General features: G+C 44.3%; 21 protein-coding genes. 13 read left to right on the forward strand and 8 right to left on the reverse strand.

What is annotated here, in order from left to right:
• The first annotated feature begins 8 nt into the window (after window positions 1-8).
• Window positions 9-1277, forward strand: coding sequence for an acetyl-CoA hydrolase/transferase family protein (locus tag D2U88_RS01320; RefSeq protein WP_119638499.1), 1269 nt, complete (start codon window positions 9-11; stop codon window positions 1275-1277).
• 89 nt (window positions 1278-1366) lie between these two features.
• On the opposite strand, the gene D2U88_RS01325 is transcribed toward D2U88_RS01320, so the two are convergent.
• Together D2U88_RS01325 and hemN are read right to left on the reverse strand one after the other, a co-directional pair.
• Entirely contained in the window at window positions 1367-2188 is an 822-nt protein-coding gene (locus D2U88_RS01325; protein WP_119638500.1) for a universal stress protein, read from the reverse strand.
• A gap of 17 nt (window positions 2189-2205) precedes the next feature.
• A complete protein-coding gene (hemN, locus tag D2U88_RS01330) occupies window positions 2206-3564 on the reverse strand; it encodes an oxygen-independent coproporphyrinogen III oxidase (protein WP_119638501.1) in 1359 nt (452 codons plus the stop codon).
• A gap of 183 nt (window positions 3565-3747) precedes the next feature.
• Here hemN and D2U88_RS01335 point away from each other — a divergent pair, with 183 nt between their 5' ends.
• Complete coding sequence (locus tag D2U88_RS01335; protein WP_119638502.1) at window positions 3748-5592, forward strand: CBS domain-containing protein; 1845 nt, start codon at window positions 3748-3750, stop codon at window positions 5590-5592.
• Between the two features lie 2 nt (window positions 5593-5594).
• The gene (locus tag D2U88_RS01340) at window positions 5595-6797 is read left to right on the forward strand and encodes a succinylglutamate desuccinylase/aspartoacylase family protein (RefSeq protein WP_182859078.1); all 1203 of its coding nucleotides are present in this window, start codon (window positions 5595-5597) and stop codon (window positions 6795-6797) included.
• Between the two features lie 52 nt (window positions 6798-6849).
• Here the strand turns inward: D2U88_RS01340 and D2U88_RS01345 are convergent, their stop codons facing one another.
• On the reverse strand, window positions 6850-7578 hold the full coding sequence (locus D2U88_RS01345) for an energy transducer TonB (RefSeq protein WP_119638504.1): 729 nt from the start codon (window positions 7576-7578) through the stop codon (window positions 6850-6852).
• 90 nt (window positions 7579-7668) lie between these two features.
• The gene (locus tag D2U88_RS01350; protein WP_119638505.1) at window positions 7669-8637 is read right to left on the reverse strand and encodes an ROK family protein; all 969 of its coding nucleotides are present in this window, start codon (window positions 8635-8637) and stop codon (window positions 7669-7671) included.
• Window positions 8638-8832: 195 nt separating this feature from the next.
• Here D2U88_RS01350 and D2U88_RS01355 point away from each other — a divergent pair, with 195 nt between their 5' ends.
• The 5 genes from D2U88_RS01355 (at window position 8833) to D2U88_RS01375 (ending at window position 13824) form a co-directional block, all read left to right on the forward strand.
• A complete protein-coding gene (locus D2U88_RS01355) occupies window positions 8833-9624 on the forward strand; it encodes a universal stress protein (protein WP_119638506.1) in 792 nt (263 codons plus the stop codon).
• Window positions 9625-9819: 195 nt separating this feature from the next.
• Entirely contained in the window at window positions 9820-11436 is a 1617-nt protein-coding gene (gene pckA, locus D2U88_RS01360) for a phosphoenolpyruvate carboxykinase (ATP) (protein ID WP_119638766.1), read from the forward strand.
• A gap of 11 nt (window positions 11437-11447) precedes the next feature.
• Entirely contained in the window at window positions 11448-12770 is a 1323-nt protein-coding gene (locus D2U88_RS01365) for an ATP-dependent 6-phosphofructokinase (protein WP_119638507.1), read from the forward strand.
• A gap of 80 nt (window positions 12771-12850) precedes the next feature.
• The gene (locus D2U88_RS01370; protein WP_119638508.1) at window positions 12851-13150 is read left to right on the forward strand and encodes an HPF/RaiA family ribosome-associated protein; all 300 of its coding nucleotides are present in this window, start codon (window positions 12851-12853) and stop codon (window positions 13148-13150) included.
• Window positions 13151-13197: 47 nt separating this feature from the next.
• Window positions 13198-13824 (forward strand): hypothetical protein, encoded by a 627-nt coding sequence (locus tag D2U88_RS01375; RefSeq protein WP_119638509.1) that lies wholly within the window; start codon window positions 13198-13200, stop codon window positions 13822-13824.
• On the opposite strand, the gene D2U88_RS19460 is transcribed toward D2U88_RS01375, so the two are convergent.
• From D2U88_RS19460 to D2U88_RS01385, 3 genes are all read right to left on the reverse strand, one after another.
• Entirely contained in the window at window positions 13821-13967 is a 147-nt protein-coding gene (locus D2U88_RS19460) for a hypothetical protein (protein WP_182859079.1), read from the reverse strand. The two genes, D2U88_RS01375 and D2U88_RS19460, sit on opposite strands and share 4 nt — an antisense overlap.
• Window positions 13968-14072: 105 nt before the next feature.
• Entirely contained in the window at window positions 14073-15464 is a 1392-nt protein-coding gene (locus tag D2U88_RS01380) for a sugar porter family MFS transporter (RefSeq protein ID WP_119638510.1), read from the reverse strand.
• 32 nt (window positions 15465-15496) lie between these two features.
• The gene (locus D2U88_RS01385) at window positions 15497-16738 is read right to left on the reverse strand and encodes a 3-deoxy-D-manno-octulosonic acid transferase (protein WP_119638511.1); all 1242 of its coding nucleotides are present in this window, start codon (window positions 16736-16738) and stop codon (window positions 15497-15499) included.
• Between the two features lie 82 nt (window positions 16739-16820).
• Here D2U88_RS01385 and D2U88_RS01390 point away from each other — a divergent pair, with 82 nt between their 5' ends.
• The 4 genes from D2U88_RS01390 to D2U88_RS01405 all read left to right on the forward strand — a co-directional run bounded on the left by D2U88_RS01390 (window position 16821) and on the right by D2U88_RS01405 (window position 20783).
• Entirely contained in the window at window positions 16821-17975 is a 1155-nt protein-coding gene (locus tag D2U88_RS01390; protein ID WP_119638512.1) for a DegT/DnrJ/EryC1/StrS family aminotransferase, read from the forward strand.
• A 1-nt stretch (window position 17976) separates the two neighbouring features.
• Window positions 17977-18990 carry a UDP-glucose 4-epimerase GalE gene (galE, locus tag D2U88_RS01395; RefSeq protein WP_119638513.1) on the forward strand — a complete coding sequence of 338 codons (1014 nt, stop codon included), beginning with the start codon at window positions 17977-17979 and terminating at the stop codon, window positions 18988-18990.
• Between the two features lie 125 nt (window positions 18991-19115).
• Entirely contained in the window at window positions 19116-20393 is a 1278-nt protein-coding gene (locus D2U88_RS01400) for a metal-dependent hydrolase family protein (RefSeq protein WP_119638514.1), read from the forward strand.
• Window positions 20394-20426: 33 nt separating this feature from the next.
• Window positions 20427-20783, forward strand: coding sequence for a hypothetical protein (locus tag D2U88_RS01405; RefSeq protein WP_119638515.1), 357 nt, complete (start codon window positions 20427-20429; stop codon window positions 20781-20783).
• 10 nt (window positions 20784-20793) lie between these two features.
• Here D2U88_RS01405 and D2U88_RS01410 read toward each other — a convergent pair whose 3' ends face one another.
• Window positions 20794-21894 (reverse strand): acyltransferase family protein, encoded by a 1101-nt coding sequence (locus D2U88_RS01410; protein WP_119638516.1) that lies wholly within the window; start codon window positions 21892-21894, stop codon window positions 20794-20796.
• Between the two features lie 210 nt (window positions 21895-22104).
• On the opposite strand from D2U88_RS01410, the gene D2U88_RS01415 reads away from it, so the two are divergent.
• The gene (locus tag D2U88_RS01415) at window positions 22105-24903 is read left to right on the forward strand and encodes a 2-oxoglutarate dehydrogenase E1 component (protein ID WP_119638517.1); all 2799 of its coding nucleotides are present in this window, start codon (window positions 22105-22107) and stop codon (window positions 24901-24903) included.
• Window positions 24904-24913 lie beyond the last annotated feature (10 nt).

The following is a 24913-nucleotide window of genomic DNA, read 5'->3' on the forward strand; positions in this document are numbered from 1 at the left end:
TATCCAAAGTGAAAATAACAACAGCTGAAGAAGCGGTACGTGTAGTAAAATCAGGAGACAGAGTATTTTTTCAAGGGGCGGCCATGACCCCGAATGTTATTATAGATGCTCTTTGTGACAGACACACGGAAATCGACGATATTGAAATTGTATCCATCCACACCGAAGGAGAGGCCAGATATACGCAAGCGCCCTGTAACACCAGTTTTCGTCTCAACAGTCTATTTGTTGGGGGAAATGTGCGCAAGTTCGTAAACCAATTTCGCGGGGATTATGTTCCTATTTTTTTGAGCGAGATCCATTTGTTGTTCCGTAGGAACATCATTCCTTTGGATGTGGCATTTATCCAGGTTTCACCACCGGATAAGCACGGATATTGCTCCTTGGGCGTGTCCGTGGATGTTACCCTTCCTGCCATTGAAATGGCTAAGACGGTCGTGGCACAAATCAACCCGAAAGTGCCAAGGACGCATGGCGATGGTATCATCCATATCAGCCATATCAACTATGCCGTTGAGGTGGATCATCCTATCCATGAGCATGAACCCACGGAAATTTCCGAAGTGGAAAGACAGATCGGGTACCACGTGGCCTCTTTGATTGAGGATGGCGCTACCCTTCAAATGGGAATCGGTAATATTCCCAATGCGGTACTTTCCAACTTGGAAAATCATAAAAGATTGGGTATCCATACCGAAATGTTCTCCGATGGTATCCTGCCGCTCATTGAACAGGGGGTCATCACAGGGGAAGAGAAAAAGGTAAAACAGGGCAAGATCGTAAGCTGTTTTGCCGTAGGATCTCGGAAACTTTATGATTTTATTGATGACAATCCCCTTTGCGATTTCAAGGAGGCTGCCTACACGAATGATACGGCGGTTATCCGAAAAAATCCAAAGGTTACGGCCATCAACAGTGCCATCGAAATTGACCTTACCGGTCAGGTTTGCGCTGATACGATAGGGTTTAAACAATTCTCCGGTGTTGGGGGCCAAATGGACTTTATACGGGGGGCATCGCTTTCCAAAGGTGGCAAGCCCATTATCGCCATGCCTTCCATCACCAATAAAGGAGTTTCCAAGATTGCACCGTTTCTGCAACAAGGTGCCGGGGTGACAACCACACGGGCCCACGTGCATTATGTAGCTACAGAATATGGGGTGGTGGACTTGTATGGCAAGAGCCTACAACAACGGGCCAAGGCCCTTACATCCATAGCACATCCTAACCATAGGGAAGCATTGGAGAAAGCAGCTTTCGAAAGGTTCAACGGTTAAACATCAACCAAAAGCATAAAAAAAGGGGACAATTCCAAAAAATTGTCCCCTTTCTTGAATTACATGAAACCAATCAAAAATGCAATCCATTAGATTTTAAACGTGATCACGGGAGCTTCGGAATGGTTTGCTATGTCCTCTCCAATGCTGCCCATGAAGAAATGCGAAAGGCCTCTTCTACCGTGGGTAGGGATTCCGATAAGATCGGCGGAAACCTTGTCACAATAGTTGAGTACTCCCTTTTCAACGGTGTAGTCATTGTAAATTTCTACTTGCAATCCCATGCCGGCTGCATCCAAAAATTTGGAAATTTTGTCATAGGCATCGCCAGTACTCAAAAATTCATCCCCTGGGGTGTTGATGTAGACCAAATGGAATTTTGACTTGAGCAAGTCCGACATTTCTTTGGCCTTTTTTAAGGCAGGAAGGCTTTCTTCCTCAAAATCGCTCGCAAATACAAAGGTCCTGGGTTGAAAATCCTCAACGTCGCCTTTGATGACCAAAACAGGGACATCGGAAGTCCTTACCACCCTTTCGGTATTGGAACCGATAAAGATTTCCTGAAGGCCATCGGCGCCATGAGATCCCATTACAATGAGGTCTGCTTTGTGTTTTTCGGCAATTTCGTTCACTTCGCTGAAGACTTTGTAGTGTTTGATCACCGGGGTTACCTTGATGTCCTTCAAATAGGGTTTGTTCAAAAAGTCGGTGAATCTTTTTTCTCCGATTTTGATAAGATGTACCACCTGTTCTTGGGAAATATAGCCCGATTCACCCATAATGGCGGGCGAAAGCTCCAGCATGTGCAACACCAATAGTTCGGCCCCATGCTCTTTAGCCAGTGAGGCGGCAACTTTTAGTGCCTTTTCGGATTGATTTGAAAAATCAACGGGTACAATTATACTTTTCATCTTTTTTGTTTTTTAGGTTAAACGGTCATGGAAAATATTCGGGTATCTGGTTTTTTTCTATGCAATTTTAAATCAAATGCCATACTGATGTTCCTCACAAAAGGCCTGCCTTTTTCGGTCACCCTGATTGTGCTGTCCTCAATTTCGACCAACCCATCGGTTTGCAATTCGGATAGATTGTCTCGAATTTTTTGAAAATCGGCCACTTGCTCTTCCTCCTCGCTCCATGTGGTGTTGAATTGGCACATGATGTTGAGGATATGCTTTCTCAGGACCTGATCCTCGGAACTCAAAATATGTCCCCTAAAAATAGGAATAACTCCATGCGCCACCAAATCTTCGTACTCTTCCACATTCTTCACGTTTTGGGCAAACCCATACCAGCTATCACTGATGCTGGATACCCCAAGGCCGATCATCAACCGGGTCTTGGAAGGGGTATAGCCCATAAAGTTTCGGTGTAGGGTGCCGTTCACCAATGCCTTGTAGAGGTCATCTGTGGGCAATGCAAAATGGTCCATGCCCACATCCTTATAACCAAATTCGGTGAGCATTCTCTTGCCCATTTCATACTGGGCCTTTTTCTCCACAGAGGAAGGAAGGTCCGATTCGTTGTAACCCCTTTGTCCGTTTCCTTTTAACCAGGGCACGTGGGCATAACTATAAAACGCAATACGATCGGGTTTTAGTGCATTGGTCTTGATGATGGTTTGCTCTACATCATCACAATTTTGAAAAGGTAATCCGTAAATGATGTCATGGCCGACAGAGGTATACCCAATCTGTCTGGCCCATTCCGTTACGTTCTTCACATTCTCGAAGGGTTGAATCCTGTTGATGGCCCGTTGTACCGTTAGGTTGTAATCCTGAACGCCAAAACAGACCCTTCTGAAACCGACTTCGTACAAAGCCTGCAAATGGGCTTTGGTAGTATTGTTGGGGTGTCCTTCAAAACTAAACTCAATGTCATTGGCCTTTTTGCCCAATTGAAGAATGCCCTCGACTAACATTTTTAAATGCTCGGGAGAGAAAAATGTGGGAGTGCCGCCCCCCAAATGCAATTCCTTGATCACGGGCTTGGACTCCATAAGGTCCACATACAATTGCCATTCCTTTAAAACGGCCTTTATATAGGGAACTTCCACCTCGTGTCTTTTGGTGATGCGTTTATGGCACCCACAAAAGGTGCACATACTTTCACAAAAGGGGAGGTGTATATAGATGCTGATTCCTTCACTAGGATTTTCCTCAAAGGCCCTCAAAACAGAGGATTGCCATTTTTTTCCGGAAAAACTGTCCAGGTCCCAATAAGGAACCGTGGGGTAGCTGGTGTACCGAGGACCAGGCACATTGTATTTTTGAACTAATTCACACATTGGTGCATACCTTTACATTATAGTCCAAAATTACCTTGGGGAGTTCTTTCAAAATATGACAAATGTCAGTGTCAGGCCAAAACGGGCCACTTATTGGGCTAGTTGGCTGACAACTATCATATTTTCAGGATATGGGAGATTGTAAATTTATAGAATTGCAAAAGAAGTCCAAATGCTATTCCCATGGGAGAACATATAGTTGCAAGCCAGTTTGATGAGAAGGAGCGCAAAGCCTTTGTACGGCATTTGATTGACGATATCAAGGCCTTGGAACTTATGATCCAAGAAGGACTCATAGAAAATGATGTGGTCCGAATCGGTGCCGAGCAGGAAATGTGCCTGATCAACCAAGACTACCGTCCTGCTCCAAGATCTTTGGAGGTCATAGAGGCGTTGAACGATCCCCATTTTACCACCGAATTGGCCAGCTATAATCTGGAGGCCAATCTTGACCCCGTTGTCCTGGAAAAGAAATGCTTCCATTTTGTACAACAACAGTTGGAAGGACTATTGAACAAAGCCAATGCAAAGGCCTCCGCTGTGGGTGCCAAAATATTGTTGACGGGCATTCTTCCCACCATAAGCAAGGATGAACTGGGGATGGATTTTATGACCCCTATACCGCGATATTATCGAATCAATGATATTTTGAAGGCTTGGAGAGGGGACGATTTTTCCGTGCGGATCAAGGGGGTGGATGAATTGTCGCTTCACCATGATTCGGTTCTTTTTGAGGCCTGTAATACCAGTTTTCAGTTGCATTTGCAGATTGCCCCGGAAGATTTCATTAAAAGTTACAATTGGGCACAGGCCATTTCGGGTCCCGTGCTAGGGGTCTGTTGTAATTCACCCCTGCTTTTAGGAAGAGAACTTTGGCGAGAGACCCGTATTGCCCTGTTCCAACAAAGTCTGGATACCCGAAAATGGACCAAAGCGGTAAAAGAACAAGTGGCCCGCGTGGGCTTTGGTGAACATTGGCAAAAGGATTCCGCAGCCGAAATTTTCAAGCAGGACATATCCACACACCGCATATTGCTTACCAAACCCATTGAACCCTATTCCACGGAACTTTTAAAAGAGGGTAGAGTGCCCAAGTTGGAGGCGTTACATCTCTTCAATAGTACCATATACCGCTGGAACCGTCCCTGCTATGGTGTTGGAAATGGAAAGCCACACTTGAGGATCGAGAATCGGTACATACCCTCTGGCCCGACCGTTATTGATGAGATGGCCAATTTTGCCTTTTGGGTGGGGCTGATGGCCGGAAGGCCCCAACAGTTTGATGATATGCCGTCCATTATGGATTTTAGGGAGGCCAAACTTAATTTTTTGAGGGCGGCCATGAACGGAAGGCAGGCCATGTTCTCGTGGCTAGGCAGAGCCGTAACGGCAAAAAAACTGGCCAAGGAGGAACTTTTACCGATTGCCTATGCTGGTTTAAGAAAGTTCGATATCGATGAAAAGGATATCAGTAGACTGCTGGGGGTAATCGAGGCAAGGATCAGAAATGGTACGGGAGCTGAATGGCAGATCAAGAATTTCAGAGGCCTTCGGAACCAAATGAAATTGGACAGCGCCATCGTACAATTGACCAAGGCGATGCACAAGAATCAGGAGACCCGACTCCCCGTGCATGAATGGAAGCCCATCGAAGGGATGGCCCAGACCAAAGAAACATTTCATTGGGTAAGCCAGATCATGAGCACCAAACTCATGAAACTCTACGAGGACGATTATGCCAATCTGGCCGTGGCCATCATGCAGTGGAACAACATTCACCACCTTCCCGTGGAAAATGGCAAAGGGGAATTAGTAGGTTTGCTCACATGGAGCCATATCGAAAAATTGGAAAAACTGGATAAGCATGAAGCCAAAGTATCGGACATTATGATCAAGGAGGTCATCACTGTACAGCCCAAAACAGAAATAGAAACCGCTAAAAAATTGATGAAGGACCATCAAATAGGATGTCTTCCGGTGTGTGTGGAAAACCACATAGTAGGCATCATCAGCAAAGTAGATCTGTAAGTATGTCAAAAGTTCATAGTATAGCACTGGATGAAACCATGGAGGTAGATCGCGTTCTCGACCATTTACAGGGCAAATCGAGAGGGCCTACCGTGGTCTTTTTTGGAGGCATCCACGGAAATGAACCCGCGGGAGTGTTCGCCCTTCGGCATGTTTTTAAAGAAATACGGTCCAAACATATTCCCATTCATGGAGAGGTATATGCCATTACAGGGAATCTGGGGGCCTTGGAGCGAAGTATGCGATACCAGCAGGAAGACCTGAACAGGATTTGGTTTCCGGAGCGGATAAGCACCATTATGGATGAGAGGCAGGTTCAGCATGCGGAAGAAGATGAATTGAAGCACCTTTACAATCTGCTCCGGGATATTTTGGAAAATGGAAAGCCCCCTTTTTATTTTTTGGACCTTCATACCACTTCCAGTGACACTACCCCGTTTATGGTCATGAACGACAGTCTGTTGAACAGGAAGTATGCGTCTCACTATCCTTTGCCCATTATTTTGGGAATCGAGGAATATTTGGAAGGGGCGCTCCTCAGTTACATCAACGAACTGGGTTATGTGTCCCTAGGTTTTGAAAGTGGGCAGCACAATGATGGCAAGGCCATCCAAAACTGTATCGATTTTATCCGATATTCTTTGGCCCTCACCGAAACCGTAGCCATTTCGGAAAAGGAGAAAAAGAAATTGAAAGGGGCTATTTCAGCTATTGATGGAGTGCCCCATAGGTTTTACGAAATCTATCACCAACACCTTATTAGCCCACAAAGTGATTTTAAAATGCTCCCCGGATTTGTGAATTTTCAGGAGATTCCCAAAGGGAAAAGTATTGCCTTGGTGCATGGGGAAGAGTTGAAAACAAGGAAACGGCGACAAATCTTCATGCCCCTTTACCAAGAGCAGGGCAATGAAGGATTTTATTTTATTCGACCTATTCCCAAAGTTCTTTTATGGATATCCAAAGAATTGAGAAGGTTCAAAGTGGATCATTTGTTGGTTAGATTGCCCGGGGTGAAATGGAAGTCCAAGGTAAAGGATACTTTAGTCGTTGACCAAAGGGTAGCGCGTTTTTTTGCCAAATCATTTTTCCACTTGTTGGGATACAGGGCCCGAAAGTTTGATGAGACCCACCTCGTTGCAAAGAACAGGGAACGAGCTTCAAAATCCCAAGACTATAAAGAAACAGGTTGGTTCAAAGCATAAAAAAGGTCCAAATTATATTTGGACCTTTTCCGCTTCATCTGCCAGTCAACCCTTACTGCTTCATGATGAAGTTAATCGGTATGCTGTATTTTACACTTACGGCTTTACCGCGTTGTTGCCCAGGTTTCACTTTAGGTAGGGAAGATATGATTCGGGCGGCCTCATCTTCCAACAACCTATCGGGACCTCTTTTCTGTATACCGGTCACCCTTCCTTGGGCATCGATCACGAATTGTACATAAACTCTACCTGTAATCTGCATTTCCAAGGCAGAGGGAGGGTATGTAAAGTTTTCCTTGATATGCTCTTGCACCTTTTGGTTGAAGCATTCCTTACGTTCTTCTTGGGTTTGGTAAATCTCGCATCCAGGGAAAACGGGCACGTACTCGATAATGGCAAAGGGTACCACGATTTCCTCTTCCACTTCCTCTACATCAACATCGTCCACTTTTACAATGGCATCTTCAATGTAGGTGTCCTGACTACTCTCGGTACTCTCGATCACGGTTTCTTCCACTTCTTCCACGTCTTCCACAATCTCAATCACATCCGGTGCGGATGGTGGGGGTGGAGGTGGGGTGGTTCTTATCATTTCTGTGATAGGAACATCTTCCTTAAGCTCGTCCATTACCTGCACAATTTCTGAAGCTTTGGATTCCTTTTCATAGACCTTTACTTCTAAGGATTGCCATGTTACAAACAATACCGAAGTAAGGCCTAACATGAAATAAAGACTACTATTGCGTCCTATTTCGGCATTTGGGTTCTTTTTTGGTTTCATGACTTTTACTATTTAACTAGGTTAAAGGTAGCTAGGCCTGAAATCAAAAAACATGATAATAATCAGGTATTTAAAATGCGGATATTTTAATCAATTAGGTTGATTTTTGTGATTTTCCCAAATCAAGGCTGCTGCGCCACAGATAGCGGCCGTTTTTCCTTCCATACCGGAAAGGATCAATTTCACTTTTCCCTTGTAGACTTGCAATAGGAACTTTTCAAAGTATTCCTTCAAGGGATCCATGATCCATTTACCACTATTGGTGAGTCCGCCCATAAGGATAAAAGCCTCGGGTTGGGTAAAGGCCGTAAAGTTGGCAAGGGCCTGTGCCATGATCCTAGCGGTATAGTCAAAGGCCATCAAGGCAATTTCATCCCCTTCTTCCGCTGCCTTGGTGATGTCCTCTCCATGTAGGTCGTTGTACGCAATACTACGAAACCTACTTTCGGAGAGGTATTTGCTCTGCATGTACATAATGGTCCGTTTAAGTCCCGTTGCGGATACGTAGGCTTCCAGACCACCACGAACCCCAAGTCCTGTGAGCCTTCCATCACCCATGGTCATATCAACATGGCCCAGTTCTCCAGCAAAGCCATCAAAACCGTCGATCAACCGTCCATTGGCCACAATGCCGGCACCAAATCCTGTACCCAGGGTTATCACGATAAAATCCGTCATGTTCTTCGCACAGCCAAAGAGCATTTCGCCCAAGGCGGCCGCACTGGCATCGTTCATTATCCGGATGGGCATATCCATTCGCTGTTTGAGCTTTTCGACTAAGGGCACGCTTCCTTTCCAGGCGAGGTTACTTGCATTTTCAATGGTACCATTTTTACTGGATGCATTGGGCGCGCCGATACCACATCCTAAAACATTGACGGGCTTCCCAAAGTTCTTGATGAGTTCCTCCGAAGTTTCCTTGATCTTGTCCAAATACTTGTCCAAATCCGGATAATCCTTGGTTCTGAAAATAATCTTGTCATGGCATTCACCATTTTGGTCCACAAGTCCCATTTTGGTTTGGGTACCACCTATGTCGATTCCTATTACTATATCCATAATTGGGGCTACAATTTTTTGAAGTTTTTAAATATAACCAATATGGGGACAAAAAAATAACCCGCCTTGCTTTTAAAAAGGAAGAATATTTGCTAATATCATGCAAAAGTTCAAAACCTGACTCCTGTCATATTTTAGGTCGTGGGTCGACTCTATTTTTGAAATAGGAGTTATGGAATAATTAAATAAATAGGTATGAGCAGTTTAAAAAAAATATTGGTTCCCTTTGATTTTTCGGAGGCTTCCTTGAATGCGTTGGAGTACGTGACCAACTTTGTCGGTACGGAACGTTCCATAGAAATTTTTGCCCTTTATGTGAGCAGTATGCCCATTGATCCCAGCGATGAGGAAAAGCTAATCAAGGATTTTGGTAAGGTGTTGGAATCCATCAGCGTAAGGTTGAAAGTGACACCAAGTTTTGCCACAGAGACAGGTGATGTTATCAAAACCATTCTGTCCGCCCAAGAGAAAAGCAATGCCGATTTGATCATGATGGGTACGATGGGCGATAAGATTACGGATGAGGCCATTACAAATACTTCAAAATTGGTTCTTCAGGCCAATTGTCCGGTTATTTCCGTTCCATATGGATGCAGCATAAAGGAACCCAAGGATATAGCATTGGTCTTGGGAGGTGAAAAAATTGATGACAAAGATGTGTTGAAAACCCTTTTGGACATAGCAAGGACCTTTGACTCTCGGGTACATGTACTGACCATTTACAAGGAATCCGTTTATGCCGAAGAGGCTGTTGAAGAGAATACGGAGAACCTCTTGGAGTACTACTTGGAGCATTTTTATGCCGAGCATACCTTCAATAAAAACCAAGATGTGGAAGAAGGTATTTTGGACTACATCAAAGAAAAGAATATTGACCTATTGACCATATTGCCAAGAAACCATACCATGAGAAGCACTCCATCCGAAGGACGTTTGACAAAATTGTTGACCCTTCACTCGGAAGTTCCGGTACTGGCCTTGGATTGACCCGATGGAGAAAGTATGCTGCCACTGCGGATCAATTTGGGGATTGTTATAAATCCGTTGGGTATATCGGTAGAAGACAACAAGTTCATTGATTATGTTAAGTAAGAGGGGGCAAGGGCCCTCCTCTTTCTTTATATCGATTTAATGTTTGACTCCATGCTATGGAGTTTCTTAACCACTGAAAAACAAAAAAACATGGATACAACCAAAGACCTAGGCAAGTATGGATTGCACAATGTGACGGCCCATTGGAACCTGGACGCTGAAACCTTACAGAAGATAACCTTGGAAAAGGGTATGGGCGTCGAGACCGAAAACGGTACACTTTGCGTGAATACGGGAAAATTCACGGGACGCTCTCCCAAAGACCGTTTTTTGGTAAAGGATGATTATACCGCGGACAAGGTCTGGTGGGGAAGGATAAACAAGCCCGTTTCACCAGAAAACTTTGATAAGCTTTATAACGAGGTCGCCAAGTATTTAGGGGGCAAGGAGGTATACGTAAGGGATGCCTTTGTGTGTGCGGATCCAAAATATCGGATGAATGTAAGGACCATAACCGAGTATCCTTGGTCCAACTATTTCATCAAGAATATGTTCTTGCGATTGGAGGAAAATGAGTTGGATAACTTTGAAGAAGAATGGTTGGTATTGTGCGCGCCTGGGTATGAGGCTCCAAACCCTTCCGATTTTGGTATCTTGAGTGGTAACTTCTCCATTTTGAATTTTACCAAGAAGATTGCCTTAGTGGCAGGTTCTGCCTATACCGGTGAAATGAAAAAAGGTATATTCTCAGCCCTTAACCTTATTCTTCCTGTGGAAAAAGAAGTACTTCCCATGCACTGCTCCGCCAATGTAGGGGAGGATGGCGATACTGCCATTTTCTTTGGACTATCGGGAACAGGAAAGACCACACTCTCAGCAGATCCGGACCGAAAACTCATCGGGGATGACGAGCACGGTTGGGCCAAGGAAAATATCATTTTCAATTTTGAAGGTGGATGCTATGCCAAAGTAATCGATCTGACCGAAGAAAAGGAGCCCGATATTTTTAGGGCCATCCGACCTGGGGCCCTATTGGAGAACATAGTGTTTAAAAAGGGAACCAAGGAAGTGGATTACTTCGATAGTACCATCACCCAAAATACAAGGGTGAGTTATCCCATCGACCATATTGATAACATCCAGGTGCCATCCTATGCATCAAACCCAAAAAATATATTCTTCCTGACCTGTGATGCCTTTGGGGTATTGCCACCGGTTTCAAAATTGACACCCGGTCAGGCGGCGTACCATTTTATTTCTGGCTATACCGCCAAAGTTGCTGGAACCGAGGCAGGTATCAATGAGCCCGTGCCTTCGTTTTCAGCGTGTTTTGGGGAACCCTTTATGCCTTTGCATCCAACGGTTTATGCGGAGATGCTGAGCAGCAAAATGACGGAGGCAGGAGTGAATGTTTGGTTGCTCAATACAGGATGGAGTGGTGGTCCTTACGGGGTAGGTTCCAGGATCAAACTGAAATATACCCGAGGCATGATCTCTGCCATTCTCGAAGGCAAATTGGATGATGTGGATTATGAAACACATCCGATTTTTGGGTTGCACATGCCCAAGTATTGTCCGGGGGTACCTTCCGAAATCTTGGACCCGATGAACACTTGGTTGCAAAAAGGGGCCTATGTGAGCAAGGCAATCCAATTGGCTCATTCATTTCATATTAACTTTGACAAGTTTGCGAGCCAAGCCTCCGAAGAAATTCTTAACGGTGGACCATTGATCGATTCGCATCATGCATTGACCGAACACCTGTAACATAAAACATAGTGAGCGATACAAATCAATTTGAAATAGAGCGGTTGGGAGCATCCCAATACGAATCCCCATTAAAACTGAGCACAACCAAAGGTGATCATCTGTTCAACTTTGTAAGTGAAACGGATAGATTGGTCTTTGATTTATCCCTTGAGCAATATAACCATTGTCTCAATACGGGGACAACCCCAATATGCATGGAGCAGGCAGGTCCTCGGCAGCATATTTTTTTTGAATCCAACAAGACCACGGCAGCCATTGTTACCTGCGGGGGATTATGTCCGGGAATCAACAATGTGATTCGTGGTGTGGTGATGGCCCTGCATTACTTCTACGGAGTAAAAAGAATCATAGGCATACCCTATGGGTATGAAGGGCTCAATCCTGCCAAGGGACATGGTTTTGTCGAGCTTACTCCTGAAAAGGTGAGGGACATCCATCAATTTGGGGGAACTTTTTTGGGGTCATCAAGAGGTGCCCAAGATGTGGGAGTTATGGTCGATACCCTTCAAGAAAACCATGTGGATATGTTGTTTGCCATTGGGGGTGACGGAACCTTGAAAGGAGTGAATGCCCTTGGGGAGGAAATCTCAAGAAGAAATGCCGAGATCAGTGTGGTGGGCATTCCAAAGACCATAGACAACGACATTGACCTTATTGATGAATCCTTTGGATTTGAAACCGCTTTTGATGTCGCCAGCCCTATTTTGAGGGACGCGCACAACGAGGCCACTGGGGCGTACAATGGCATTTCCATCATTAAATTGATGGGGCGCGATAGTGGTTTTATAGCAGCTTCGGCTGCTTTGGCCATGCCTGTAGTAAACTTTGTTCTGGTCCCCGAAATGAACTTTGGTTTGGAAGGGGAGAACGGATTTCTCAAAATTTTGGAACAACGTTTACTGCAGAAAAAACACGCTGTGATCGTGGTTGCCGAAGGGGCAGGACAGCAATTGTTCGAGCATAGACAGGAAATCAAGGATGCTTCGGGGAACATTAAACATGAGGATATAGGTGTTTTCCTAAAGGAAAAAATAGCAGCCTACTTTAAAGGCAAGGAAACCCCGGTGACCATAAAATATATCGACCCCAGTTATATTGTGCGATGTGCACCGGCCAACTCCAGCGATAGTGTTTACTGTAGCAGATTGGCCTATCACGCCGTGCACGGGGCAATGGCGGGCAAGACCAAGTTTGTGGCCAGCAAGGTGAACAACAAATATGTCTACGTGCCCATTTCCGAAGTCACCAAGAAAAGGAAAAAGATAAATCTGGAAGGTGAGTTTTGGTTTTCCGTGCTGCAAAGTACGGGACAACCATTTTCCTTGGGATAATGATTGGATCTTAAACTGACAATAGTCATTTAATATCAAATTATGTAGTATTAGCTTTAGTATATATTAAAACAATTATCATGGAAGTACATGTTCAATATCAGAAAATGATGACCAGTGAATCATTGACACAGTTGTTGATGAAAAAACTGGAAGGTTTGGAAACAAAATACAGTTGGTTGATCAAGGCCAACGTGCTTTTTAAAACAGAGAACGATAAATCCGGAGAAGGCAAAGTATGCGAGATCGAGCTTAGTGCACCGGGTCCAAGAATCTTTGCCAAATCCAGTTCTGATGATTTTGAAAAGTCCATGGCCAATACCGTTGAAGACCTGAGAAGGCAGCTTGAGAAAAGACAGGCAACCTTCGCAACACATTAATCAAGAAATTAGATCTTTGCTGCGCATGAACCACTAAATCCACTCTAATGAAATCTAAATCGTTCATATTAAGTCTGTTTCTCCTCATGGGATGTTCCTCTACCAGACTCGTTGGCACATGGAAGAACCCTGACATTGTGCTTTTTGATGCATACCAAGTGTTGGTAGTGGGCATGGTCCAGGATGATAATGCCAGAATGGAGTTTGAGACCAAGTTTGTGGACGAATTGAAAGAACAGGGTGTGGATGCCATGCGCAGCATTGATCTATTTGATGTGGAGTTCACCTCATCGCAAAGGTCCGAAAAGGAAATCGAGGAGGTGGAGCAACAGCTTTTGGACAAAGGTTTCGATGCTATTTTGTTCACCAAGGTGGTGGGTACGGAAAATAGAAGGACCTTTAAGGAACATCTGAATAATATTGATAAAATGTTCGTGCGCTTCAGCAACGATTATTTGGAGCATCAAGACATTTACTACGATCCGGAGTACTACGATAGCTTCAACATATACCATGCAGAGACTTCCCTATACTGCATATGTGTGGGCAAGGAAAGAGAGTTGATATGGAGGGGCGAGGTAGATGTGACCGAACCCTCAAATATTGAAAAAACGATAGATAACTACGTGAAGGTAATTACAAAATCCATGGGTGAACAGGACGTTATTTTTTAGGCGAAGCCCAAGGCGTCCATCACACCCAAAAAGTCCAATAGGATGCACACGGGAATCGCAATCAAGATAATGATCAGTACAAAGACCATCACCCGCAAAAAACTGACCATTAGCTTATCCCCAAAAGAAGCTTCATTTGCCATAATAGTGTAATTTCTATCAATGTACGGAATTATTTGTTGTTCCCTGCAACGGATCAACCCGATATTCGATTAACGGATGGATTTATGGCATGTGCTGTAAACCAATTAATTGGGTTTTTGTTTTTTCTTGCTGAGCAATTTACCCAATTCTTCCAAGCTGATTCCTTTAGTCTCTGGCATCATAAAGGCCACCCATAACAATTGGAGCACCATCATAAGGGCAAAGAAAATGAAAATAGGCCATGGATTTTCTTTAAAAACGCCGATTTCAGAGTCTAAAAAAGTGGGCGTGAGTAAAGTGATTAGGGCTGCAAATACCCAGTGGGTGCCCGTTCCCCAGGCTTGTCCGTATGAGCGCACCTTATTAGGGAAAATTTCCGAGATGAACACCCATATTACCGCGCCTTGCCCCACAGCGTGTGAGGCGATGAAAATCAATATAAAGATGAGCAGCAAAACAGAACTGGCCCCGGAATAGAAACACCAACCGACCATCGATAAACTCAAAATATATCCGATGGATCCGATGTACATCAATTGTTTCCGGCCCAACTTATCAATCAAAGCAATACCCACAAAGGTGAAGATGAGGTTGATGACACCAATGGATATGGAACTAAAAAGGGATTCCCCAGAAGCAAGTCCCGCACGCTCCAAAATTTCGGGAGCATAGTACAGTACAAAGTTAATCCCGGACAATTGATTGAAAAAAGCAATCAAAAAGGCCAGTAACAAAGATTTGTTATACTTGCCGGAAAACAGGTTTTCCTTATGTTTTTCAGCAGTGTCGTATAGTGCTACTTTGATTTCGGAAAGATAAACGGTGGCTCTCTCCTTTTCAATGCCCAAGAGGGTTATGGATTCCATTACAATGGCATCGGCACGTTCCTTCATCAACAGCCATCGTGGACTGTTGGGGATTTTCAGTACCATTAATGTATAGATCAAGGCAGGTATGCCTTCCACACCGAGCATCCATCGCCAAGCCACATTTTCTTCAAAAACAATTCCTATAAGATAGTTGGATATAAAGGCGATGAGGATACCGAATACAATATTGAACTGGTACATGGCGGTCAACCTTCCTCTGGTTTCGGCTGTGGATATCTCTGAAATGTAGACCGGTGCCGCAACGGACGAGGCCCCAACTCCTACACCGCCAATAAACCTAAAAAGCGAAAAACTATAGGCCTCTGGCGCCAAGGCCGAACCAACAGCAGATACAAAATAGAGAACCCCAATCCAAAACAAGGTGTTTTTTCTTCCCAAACGGTCGGTAGGGATGCCTCCAAAGAGCGATCCCAAAACGGTGCCCCACAAGGCCATGGACATGATAAAAATTCCGTGGAAGGTGAAAATGGAATCGCCCAAAAACCAATTGGTGTTCCAAAGTTCCTTAATGGGTTGGTTGGCCCCGGAGATGACCACCGTGTCAAACCCGAACAAAAAACCCGCAAGGGCAGCGGTCAATGAAATTCTGAAAATACGTTTGTCCATGTTGGTTGAAATTTGTTAAAGCTAACCAAATTTTATAAAAATTGGGAAATATGATCCAGAATGCGATCGGCTGCCCCAACATTGGCGTTGATGTAGGAGGAATTGATTGTGCCTTTTTCTTTGGCGATTGCGGGATTTTCAACAAACAACCGCATCAGTTCATTGAACGCTGTTTGATCGGATATGGAAACAATACCTCCTCTGGCCACCAAGTCTTCCGCTTCCTTAAAGCCATGGTATTGTGGACCGATGATGATGGGGATTCCAAAAACGGCGGGTTCCATGGTATTGTGTAACCCTGTGGCAAAGCCCCCCCCAACATAAGCGAAATCCGCATAGCTATACACTTTGGTCAAGATGCCAATGGTGTCGATAATAAGCACATCAAAATCTTTTAGATTTTTATCTTCCATATCGGAATAACACACCACTTTTTTTTGAAGGGTGCTGGTGATTTTTTCTACATGGGCAGGCTTGATTTCGTGTGGTGCAATGACAAATTTGATAGGTTCCTGGACCGAATTGATGTAATCAATCAAAATTTTCTCATCTTCGGGCCAAGTGCTTCCGGCCACCAAACAAAATTGCCCGTTCTTGAAGCGCTCCATGAACTCTAATCGGTTGTCCCTTTTCAAAATTTCGGAAACACGATCCAGTCGGGTATCACCGCCAACGGTAATATTTTCAAAACCGATGGATTGCAAGAGGATTTTGGAGTTCTCGTCTTGGACAAAAAAGTGGGAAAAGGTCTTTAGGCTGTTTCGCATAAACCCGCCGTAAAATTTGAAATATACTTGCCTTTTGGAAAAGATGGCCGAGACAAGAAAAGTGGGAATGCCTCTCTTTTTTAACTGGTGAAGATAGTTGGGCCAAATCTCATATTTCACAAAAATAACAAGTTCTGGTTTCACCAAGTCAAGGAATCGTGTGGTATTGGACATGGTATCCATGGGGAGATAGGCCACTACATCCGCAATAGGAGTGTTCTTTTTCACCTCGTATCCCGAAGGAGAGAAAAAGGTAAGTACAATTTGATGATTTGGGTGTTGGGAGCGCAGGCGTTCCAGTATCGGGAGGCCTTGTTCAAATTCACCGAGTGAGGCCACGTGCATCCAAACAGTTTTGGTGTTTGGGAAAAGTTTTCCCTCGAGAAGGGAAAATGTCTCCTTCCTTCCGGACACGAACAATTTTATCTTGGGTTGGAACAATGCGAGCACATGAAGCCCGGTCCAGGCAAGATTGACCAAAATGTTGTACAAAAAACGCAAAGGCATCAATTTTTGCTAAAATACATTCTTTCCACAAGAGGCCATTATGGTATCTTAATTTCTTAATTTTGCCGCATAATCAATTCCGATGAAAAAAATACAGATGGTTGACCTCAATGGTCAATATGAAGGCATAAAAAAAGAGGTGAACGATTCCATAGCTGAGATTTTGGAAACCTCGGCATTCATCAATGGCCCTTATGTGCATGCATTCCAAAAGGAGCTGCAAGATTATTTGGGGGTAAAACATGTGATTCCCTGTGCCAATGGCACGGATGCTTTGCAAATCTGTATGATGGGATTGGGGCTTCAGCCTGGTGATGAGGTCATTACGGCCGATTTTACCTTTGCCGCCACGGTTGAAGTAATTGCCCTACTGAACCTGACCCCTGTTTTGGTGGACGTGGAACCCGATACCTTCAATATAGACGTTGCTGCGATTGAAAGAGCTATTACCCCAAAAACCAAAGCCATTGTTCCCGTACACTTGTTCGGGCAATGTGCCAATATGGATGCCATCATGGAATTGGCCAAAAAGCACGATCTTTTTGTCATCGAGGACAATGCACAGGCCATCGGGGCAACGTATACTTCCAAAAATGGCGAAAAACAAAAGGCGGGTACCATTGGTCATGTCGCTTCTACCTCTTTCTTTCCATCAAAAAATTTAGGTTGTTACGGAGACGGGGGTGCTATTTTTACCAATGATGATGATTTGGCCCACACCATCCGTGGTATTGTGAACCATGGGATGTATGAACGGTATTATCATGATGTGGTAGGGGTAAACTCTCGATTGGATTCCATTCAGGCAGCAGTGCTCAAGGCTAAACTTCCCAAATTGGATGGATACAATAAACAACGTTGGCAATCTGCCGCTAAATATACAAAGGCCTTCCAAGGGCAAGAACACATAGTGACGCCCAAGATTTCATGCGCCTGTGGTATTCAGCCTAGCACCTGCGATTGCCATGTTTTCCATCAATATACCTTAAAGATTTTGAACGGAAAAAGGGATGCCCTGGTAAAACATTTAAATGAAAACAACGTTCCTTGTGGGGTGTACTATCCTGTTCCCCTACATAAGCAAAAAGCCTATGCGGATAGTAGGTACAATGAAGCGGATTTTCCGGTGACCAACCAATTGGTCAAGGAAGTGATTTCATTGCCCATGCATACCGAGTTGGATGATGAGCAGATAGCTTTCATCACTAAATTGGTCATCGACTTTGTAAAACAATAAAATGAAAATACTAGTAACGGGAGGCCTTGGTTTCATAGGCTCGCACACAGTTGTTGAATTACTGAACGAAGGTTTTGATGTTGTGGTGGTAGACAACCTTTCCAACTCCTCCATTGATGTTTTGGACGGTATTGAGGCCATTACGGGCAAGAGACCCATTTTCGAGGAATTTGACCTTCGGGATAAATTGAAGGTCCAAGAATTTTTTGGAAAGTATGATATAGGGGGCGTGATCCATTTTGCTGCTTCCAAAGCTGTGGGCGAAAGTGTGGAAAAACCGCTTTTGTACTATGAGAACAACTTGGGAGTCTTGGTCTATATCCTTCAAGAATTGGAGAAAAAAGGTGAAGGAAACTTCATCTTCAGTTCTTCATGTACAGTATACGGACAGGCAGATGTAATGCCCATTACCGAGGATGCTCCTGTGAAACCGGCAGAATCACCCTATGGCAACACCAAACAGATAGGGGAAGAGATTATTCGGGATACCTGCAGGGTGAACCCTGATTTAAAGGCCATCGCGCTCCGATATTTTAACCCATTCGGTGCACATCCATCAATTAACATTGGTGAATTGCCACTTGGAATCCCTCAAAATTTGATTCCATTCATTACCCAAACAGGTATAGGCCTTAGGGAGCGACTTTCTGTTTTTGGTGATGATTATCCAACGGAAGATGGTACCTGTATCCGCGATTATATTTATGTGGTGGACCTCGCAAAGGCCCATGTGAAAGCATTGCAGCGTTTGTTGGATGGTAAAAATGCATCCAACTACGAAGTGTTCAACTTGGGAACGGGCAAAGGAAGCTCCGTTTTGGAAGTAATCCGAAGTTTTGAAAAAGTATCGGGACAAAAACTCAATTACAAGGTTGTGGACAGAAGACCTGGTGATGTGATTCAGGCGTATGCCGATACTACTAAAGCCAACCAAGTTTTGGGTTGGAAGGCTAAAGCCACTTTGGATGAAGCTATGAAAACTGCCTGGGACTGGGAAAAGAAAGTCAGAAGTTGAAACAAATAACTTAAACAAAAGAAAGCCCGTCTGTAGACGGGCTTTTTTATGTCGTTCGCCCAACTATTTTATGCAAATTTTAAAGGCAATGCGTACATTCGGGAAAACTTAAATAACCCCCGACCGTGAAAAAACTGATTACCCTTTCCATTTCTCTTTTTACAACCGTATTATTTGCCCAAGAAACCTATCTGCAATGTGGGAATATCGTTGATGTACAAACTGGAAAAATATTGACGGAAAAAACCATTGTGATTTCTGGTAATTCCATAAAATCCATTGAAAATGGATACAAATCCGGAGGTTCAAAAGATTTGGTGGTCGATTTGAAAAACAAAACCGTAATGCCAGGATTTATAGATATGCACGTTCATATTGAATCCGAATCCAATCCAGGTGCCTATATTCAAAAATTCACTTTGAATGAAGCCGATGTGGCTTTCAATTCAACCATTTATGCCAAAAAAACATTGATGGCAGGGTTTACTACCGTTCGTGACCTTGGTGGAAGCGGAGTGAATATTTCGCTTAGGAATGCCATTAACAAAGGCACTATTGTGGGACCTAGGATTTTTACGGCCGGAAAGGCCATCGGTACTACCGGTGGACATGCTGATCCAACTAATGGTATGAAGAAAGAATTAATGGGAGATCCTGGTCCAAAAGAAGGAGTGGTCAATTCGGTTGATGATGCCAGAAAAGCGGTGAGACAACGTTATAAAGACGGTGCCGATGTCATCAAGATTACGGCCACTGGCGGTGTTTTGAGTGTTGCAAAAAGCGGTCAGAATCCACAGTTTACGTTGGAAGAAATAAAAGGAATAACCGAAACGGCCAAAGATTATAATTTTTTGACCGCGGCCCATGCCCATGGCGATGAAGGAATCAAAAGGGCCATTTTGGGAGGGATAAACACCATAGAACACGGTACTTTGATGAGTGAAGAGACCATGGATATGATGGTGGAGCACCATACGTATTTGGTGCCAACCATTACCGCGGGAAAAGAAGCCGCCGAAAATGGCAACAAACCTGGGTATTACCCGGAAGTGGTTGCCAAAAAAGCAAGGGAAATCGGGCCCAAGATACAAGCCATGTTTGCCAAGGCCTATAAAAAAGGGGTGCCGATCGCTTTCGGAACCGATGCAGGAGTATACCCACACGGTGAAAATGCAAGGGAGTTTGTGTATATGGTCGAGGCAGGGATGCCGGTCATGGAAGCCATCAAATCTGCAACCATCACCAATGCTACTTTGTTGGGAATGGGGGATAACCTTGGTCAATTGAAGGAAGGCTTTTTGGCAGATATCATAGCTGTTGAAGGAAATCCGAAGGACGATGTGAGTACCCTGAAGAATGTGTCCTTTGTAATGAAGGAAGGCCAAATTTTCAAAGGGGAGTAAATCCCAAACGTCCCTTTTGGACGTAAATACAATATGCTATCCAATTACAATACTAGTTTGGAGTTGCTCGAGGTGGTCCAGCGGGAACAATTGTACAAAAAGTTGTTGCTCCAGCTTAAAAAGGATTTTGACCTTGCCAATGTACCTATCCAGATTTCCATGGATGTAACGCCAACTGAACTGAAGAGCCTCCTGCACGAAAAAATCTATTTTCTTATAGTGGAAAAGTTTTCCGAATATCTCAACCTATTGTATGTGGTGGATATTTCAGAAAATGAAGTAAAAAAGATTGCCCCTTCCGACGCAGTGGATGTTGCCGCTGAAGTAGCCTTTTTGTTGTTGAAACGGGAATGGCAAAAAGTTTGGTACAAGGCCAAATACAGCAGCTGATGCTGATCTTTTACACTTTTACATAGATACCCTTCTTGTCCATAAAGTACCCCACTGCCCAGCAGGTGAGCATGATCCAGAGGGCAAACAACAGGGATCCCATATAGCCTCCTGACCATGATATGAACACATTTTCGGCGATCCATAGGTAAAGCGAGGAACCATTCACATCAATGGAAAATAGGGTGATCACGAACAATTCCGATAACAGATAGATGAAGAGGGTGTTTTTGCCGAACACTTCAAAAAAGTAGCTCCATCCCTTGGTTTTTTTCATGTCCAGGAAATAGATCAGGGTGGCAATGGCAACCAAATCTATCCCACAGGTGAGCAACACAAAGGAACTGGTCCATAATTTTTTATTGATAGGTAATAAGAGGTCCCAGGCCAAACCGGCAAAGACCAGTGCAAAACCTACCATCATCAATTTGGCGATGGTTTCAAAGTTCTGACCGTTCTTTTGGATGTACTTCCCGGCCAAGAAACCGATAATCACGTTCACAATAGCAGGGAGCGTGCTCAAGAGTCCCTCGGGGTCAAAAGCCATTCCTTCGCCGTGGTACATATGTTTGGGGCCGATGAGCCATTCATCCAATTTCAATACGGCGTTCCCGGTAAGGGTCAGGTCGCCAAAACCGATGAGGATGAGATGGTAGGCCACCAGAAAGATAAGGCTCAGCCATATGGCAGTCTTCGACTTGACAAAATGGAGTATGATCGAGGCAAACATGTAACACAGGGCAATGCGCTGCAACACACCAAAAATTCGGGTTTCCGCAAAGGGTTTCAGATGTCCATCGTCAAAAAACGGGAACCAATACATTAAAAATCCCAACAAGAAAATAATGGCGGTACGTTTGAATACCTTTTTGAAAACGGCACCACTACCCATGCTCTCGTATTTTTTCATGCTAAAGCTCATGGAGTTTCCCACTACAAATAGAAAGGTGGGGAATACAAGGTCGGTCAGGGTAAAACCATTCCAACTGGCATGGTTGAGAGGAGCAAAAGTGGTGGCTCCATTTCCGGGTGAGTTGACCACGATCATCAAGGCGACGTCCAAACCCCTGAAAACATCAAGGGAAAGATATCGATTTTTAAGTTCGGACATGTTAGGTTGGTTTTTTGGTGGAAACCAAGTTATGTTTTTTTTAGTTTATGAGGCGGATTTGAGTTAAAAATTTCATTATTCTGGCTTTCCCGTTAGTTCTGTAACAGAGTTGTAATTTTTGGGTAATATTTGGTTAAAAGCCATTTGTATGAATGGTAAAACCCGTATTTTTGACAAAATTTTCCATAAAGTTTTGGAGAAATAGAAAGAATGGACAAATATTCATTTTTAAATGCTGCGCACACATCGTTTTTTGCGGAGCTGTACGATAAATACCTAACGAACCCAGATAGTATTGAGCCCAGTTGGAGGGCTTTTTTTCAAGGATTTGATTTCGGTCTCGAAAGCTCCTTGGACGATTTGGGGATCGAATCCGAGAAGACCGGGATGGTCGTGCTTACCAATGGCAAGCAGGTGGAAATGCCCGAAACCCTTCAAAAGGAGTTTCAGGTCATCCGCCTTATTGACGGTTACCGCACCCGGGGACACCTTTTTACCAAGACCAATCCGGTAAGGGAGCGTAGAAAATATGAGCCCACCTTGGAGATGGCCAATTTTGGCCTTACCCAAGAGGATATGAACACGGTGTTCGATGCTGGAAAGATTTTGGGCATCGGTCCTTCAACCTTGAAGGAGATCATCACCCACTTGGAGAGCATTTATTGCAATTCCATAGGTGTGGAGTACATGTACATCCGCACCCCGGAACGTATCCAATGGATCCAAGATTGGTTGAATGTGAACGACAACCATCCCAATTTTACCGCGGATGAGAAAAAGAACATCCTCCGAAAATTGAATGAGGCCGTTTCCTTTGAAAGCTTTTTGCATACCAAATATGTGGGGCAAAAACGCTTTTCGTTGGAAGGGAACGAAACCTTGATCCCGGCCTTGGATGTGATTATTGAAAAAGCGGCCGATCAAGGGGTGAAGCAGTTTGTGATGGGTATGGCCCACCGCGGACGTTTGAACGTGTTGACCAACATCTTTGGAAAGTCGCCAAAAGATATTTTTAGCGAGTTCGATGGTAAGGATTACGAAGAAACCATCTTTGATGGGGACGTAAAATACCACTTGGGTTGGACCTCCATGCGGGAGACCGATTCCGGGAAAATGGTCAACATGAACATTGCACCCAACCCTTCCCACTTAGAAACCGTGAATTCGGTTGTGGAAGGTATTGCTCGAGCAAAACAAGACCATGACCATATTGATAATGTCTCTGAAGTACTTCCTATTTTGGTACACGGGGATGCCGCATTTGCGGGTCAGGGTGTGGTCTATGAAGTCATACAAATGGCCCGTTTGGACGGTTACCATACCGGTGGAACCATTCATATAGTGGTGAACAACCAGATCGGGTTTACCACCAACTATTTGGATGCACGTTCCTCTACCTATTGTACCGATGTGGGGAAAGTGACCTTGTCGCCCGTACTTCACGTGAATGCCGATGATGCAGAGGCCGTGGTTCATGCAGCCACCTTTGCGTTGGAGTATAGGATGAGGTACCAACGTGATGTGTTCCTTGATCTTTTGGGATACCGAAAATATGGTCACAACGAAGGGGATGAACCTAAATTCACCCAGCCGTTGTTGTACAAGGCCATCTCCAAGCATGATAATCCAAGGGATATCTATGCACAAAAGTTATTGGCCGAAGGCATTATCGACAAGGATTATGTAAGTCGATTGGAAGAGGATTACAAAACGAGCTTGGAAGAAGATCTTTTGGATTCCCGTAAAATAGAAAAGACCAGGATTACTCCATTTATGCAAGATGAGTGGGAAGGATTTCAGCAAGTGACCGAAGAGGTAATGCTTTCTCCTATGGATACCACTTACGATCTTAAGAAATTGGATGAGATTGCCAAGAGCATCACCGCACTTCCCGAAGGGAAAAAATTCTTGAGAAAATTGGAACGTTTGGTCGAGGCCCGTCATGCCATGTATTTTGAGGACAACAACCTCGATTGGGCCATGGGGGAACTATTGGCCTATGGATCGTTGATCGAAGAAGGGTACGATGTGCGCATGTCAGGTCAGGATGTGGAAAGGGGAACCTTCTCCCACCGCCATGCTGTGATCAAGACCGAAATGCACGAAGAGGAAATTACCTTATTGAACGAATTGGGTTCCAATCAAAATGGTAAGTTCCATATCTACAATTCCCTACTTTCCGAATATGCCGTTATGGGCTTTGATTATGGATACGCCATGGCCAGCCCCAAGACGTTGACCATTTGGGAAGCCCAGTTTGGAGATTTTAGTAATGGTGCCCAGATCATCATCGACCAATACCTATCAGCCGCGGAGGATAAATGGAAATTGCAGAACGGATTGGTGTTATTGTTGCCACATGGTTATGAAGGTCAGGGAGCGGAGCACTCTTCGGCACGTATGGAAAGATATTTGCAACTTTGTGCCAAGGACAACATGTTTGTAGCCGATGTAACCACGCCGGCCAACCTGTTCCACTTGTTCCGTAGACAAATGAAGGCTGGGTTCAGGAAACCATTGGTAGTCTTCACGCCTAAAAGTCTCTTGAGGCATCCCAAGGTGGTATCCACCAAAGAGGAAATGGCCAACGGAAGCTTCCAAATGGTCATTGATGATGCGGAAGCCAAGGTGTCCAAAGTAAAAACGTTGGTGTTCTGTACCGGTAAGTTCTATTATGATCTTTTGGATAAAAAAGAAGAATTGAACAGAGATGACGTAGCCTTGGTAAGGGTGGAACAATTGTTCCCGTTGCCGGCGGACGAAATGAGGGACATCATCAAAAAATACAAGAATGCGGACGACATCGTTTGGGCACAGGAAGAACCAAGGAACATGGGCGCTTGGGGCCATATGTTGATGCATTTGGATGAAGCCAAGCAATTCAGGGTGGCATCCCGAAGATTTTACGGAGCTCCTGCCGCAGGTAGCGCGGTGCGTTCCAAAAGACGACATGCCCAGGTGTTGGAGTATGTTTTCGACAAGAGTAAGGACAATATGTTAATTCGATAATACAAGTATA

This window comes from Flagellimonas aequoris (assembly GCF_003584165.1).
Lineage (GTDB): Bacteria > Bacteroidota > Bacteroidia > Flavobacteriales > Flavobacteriaceae > Flagellimonas > Flagellimonas aequoris.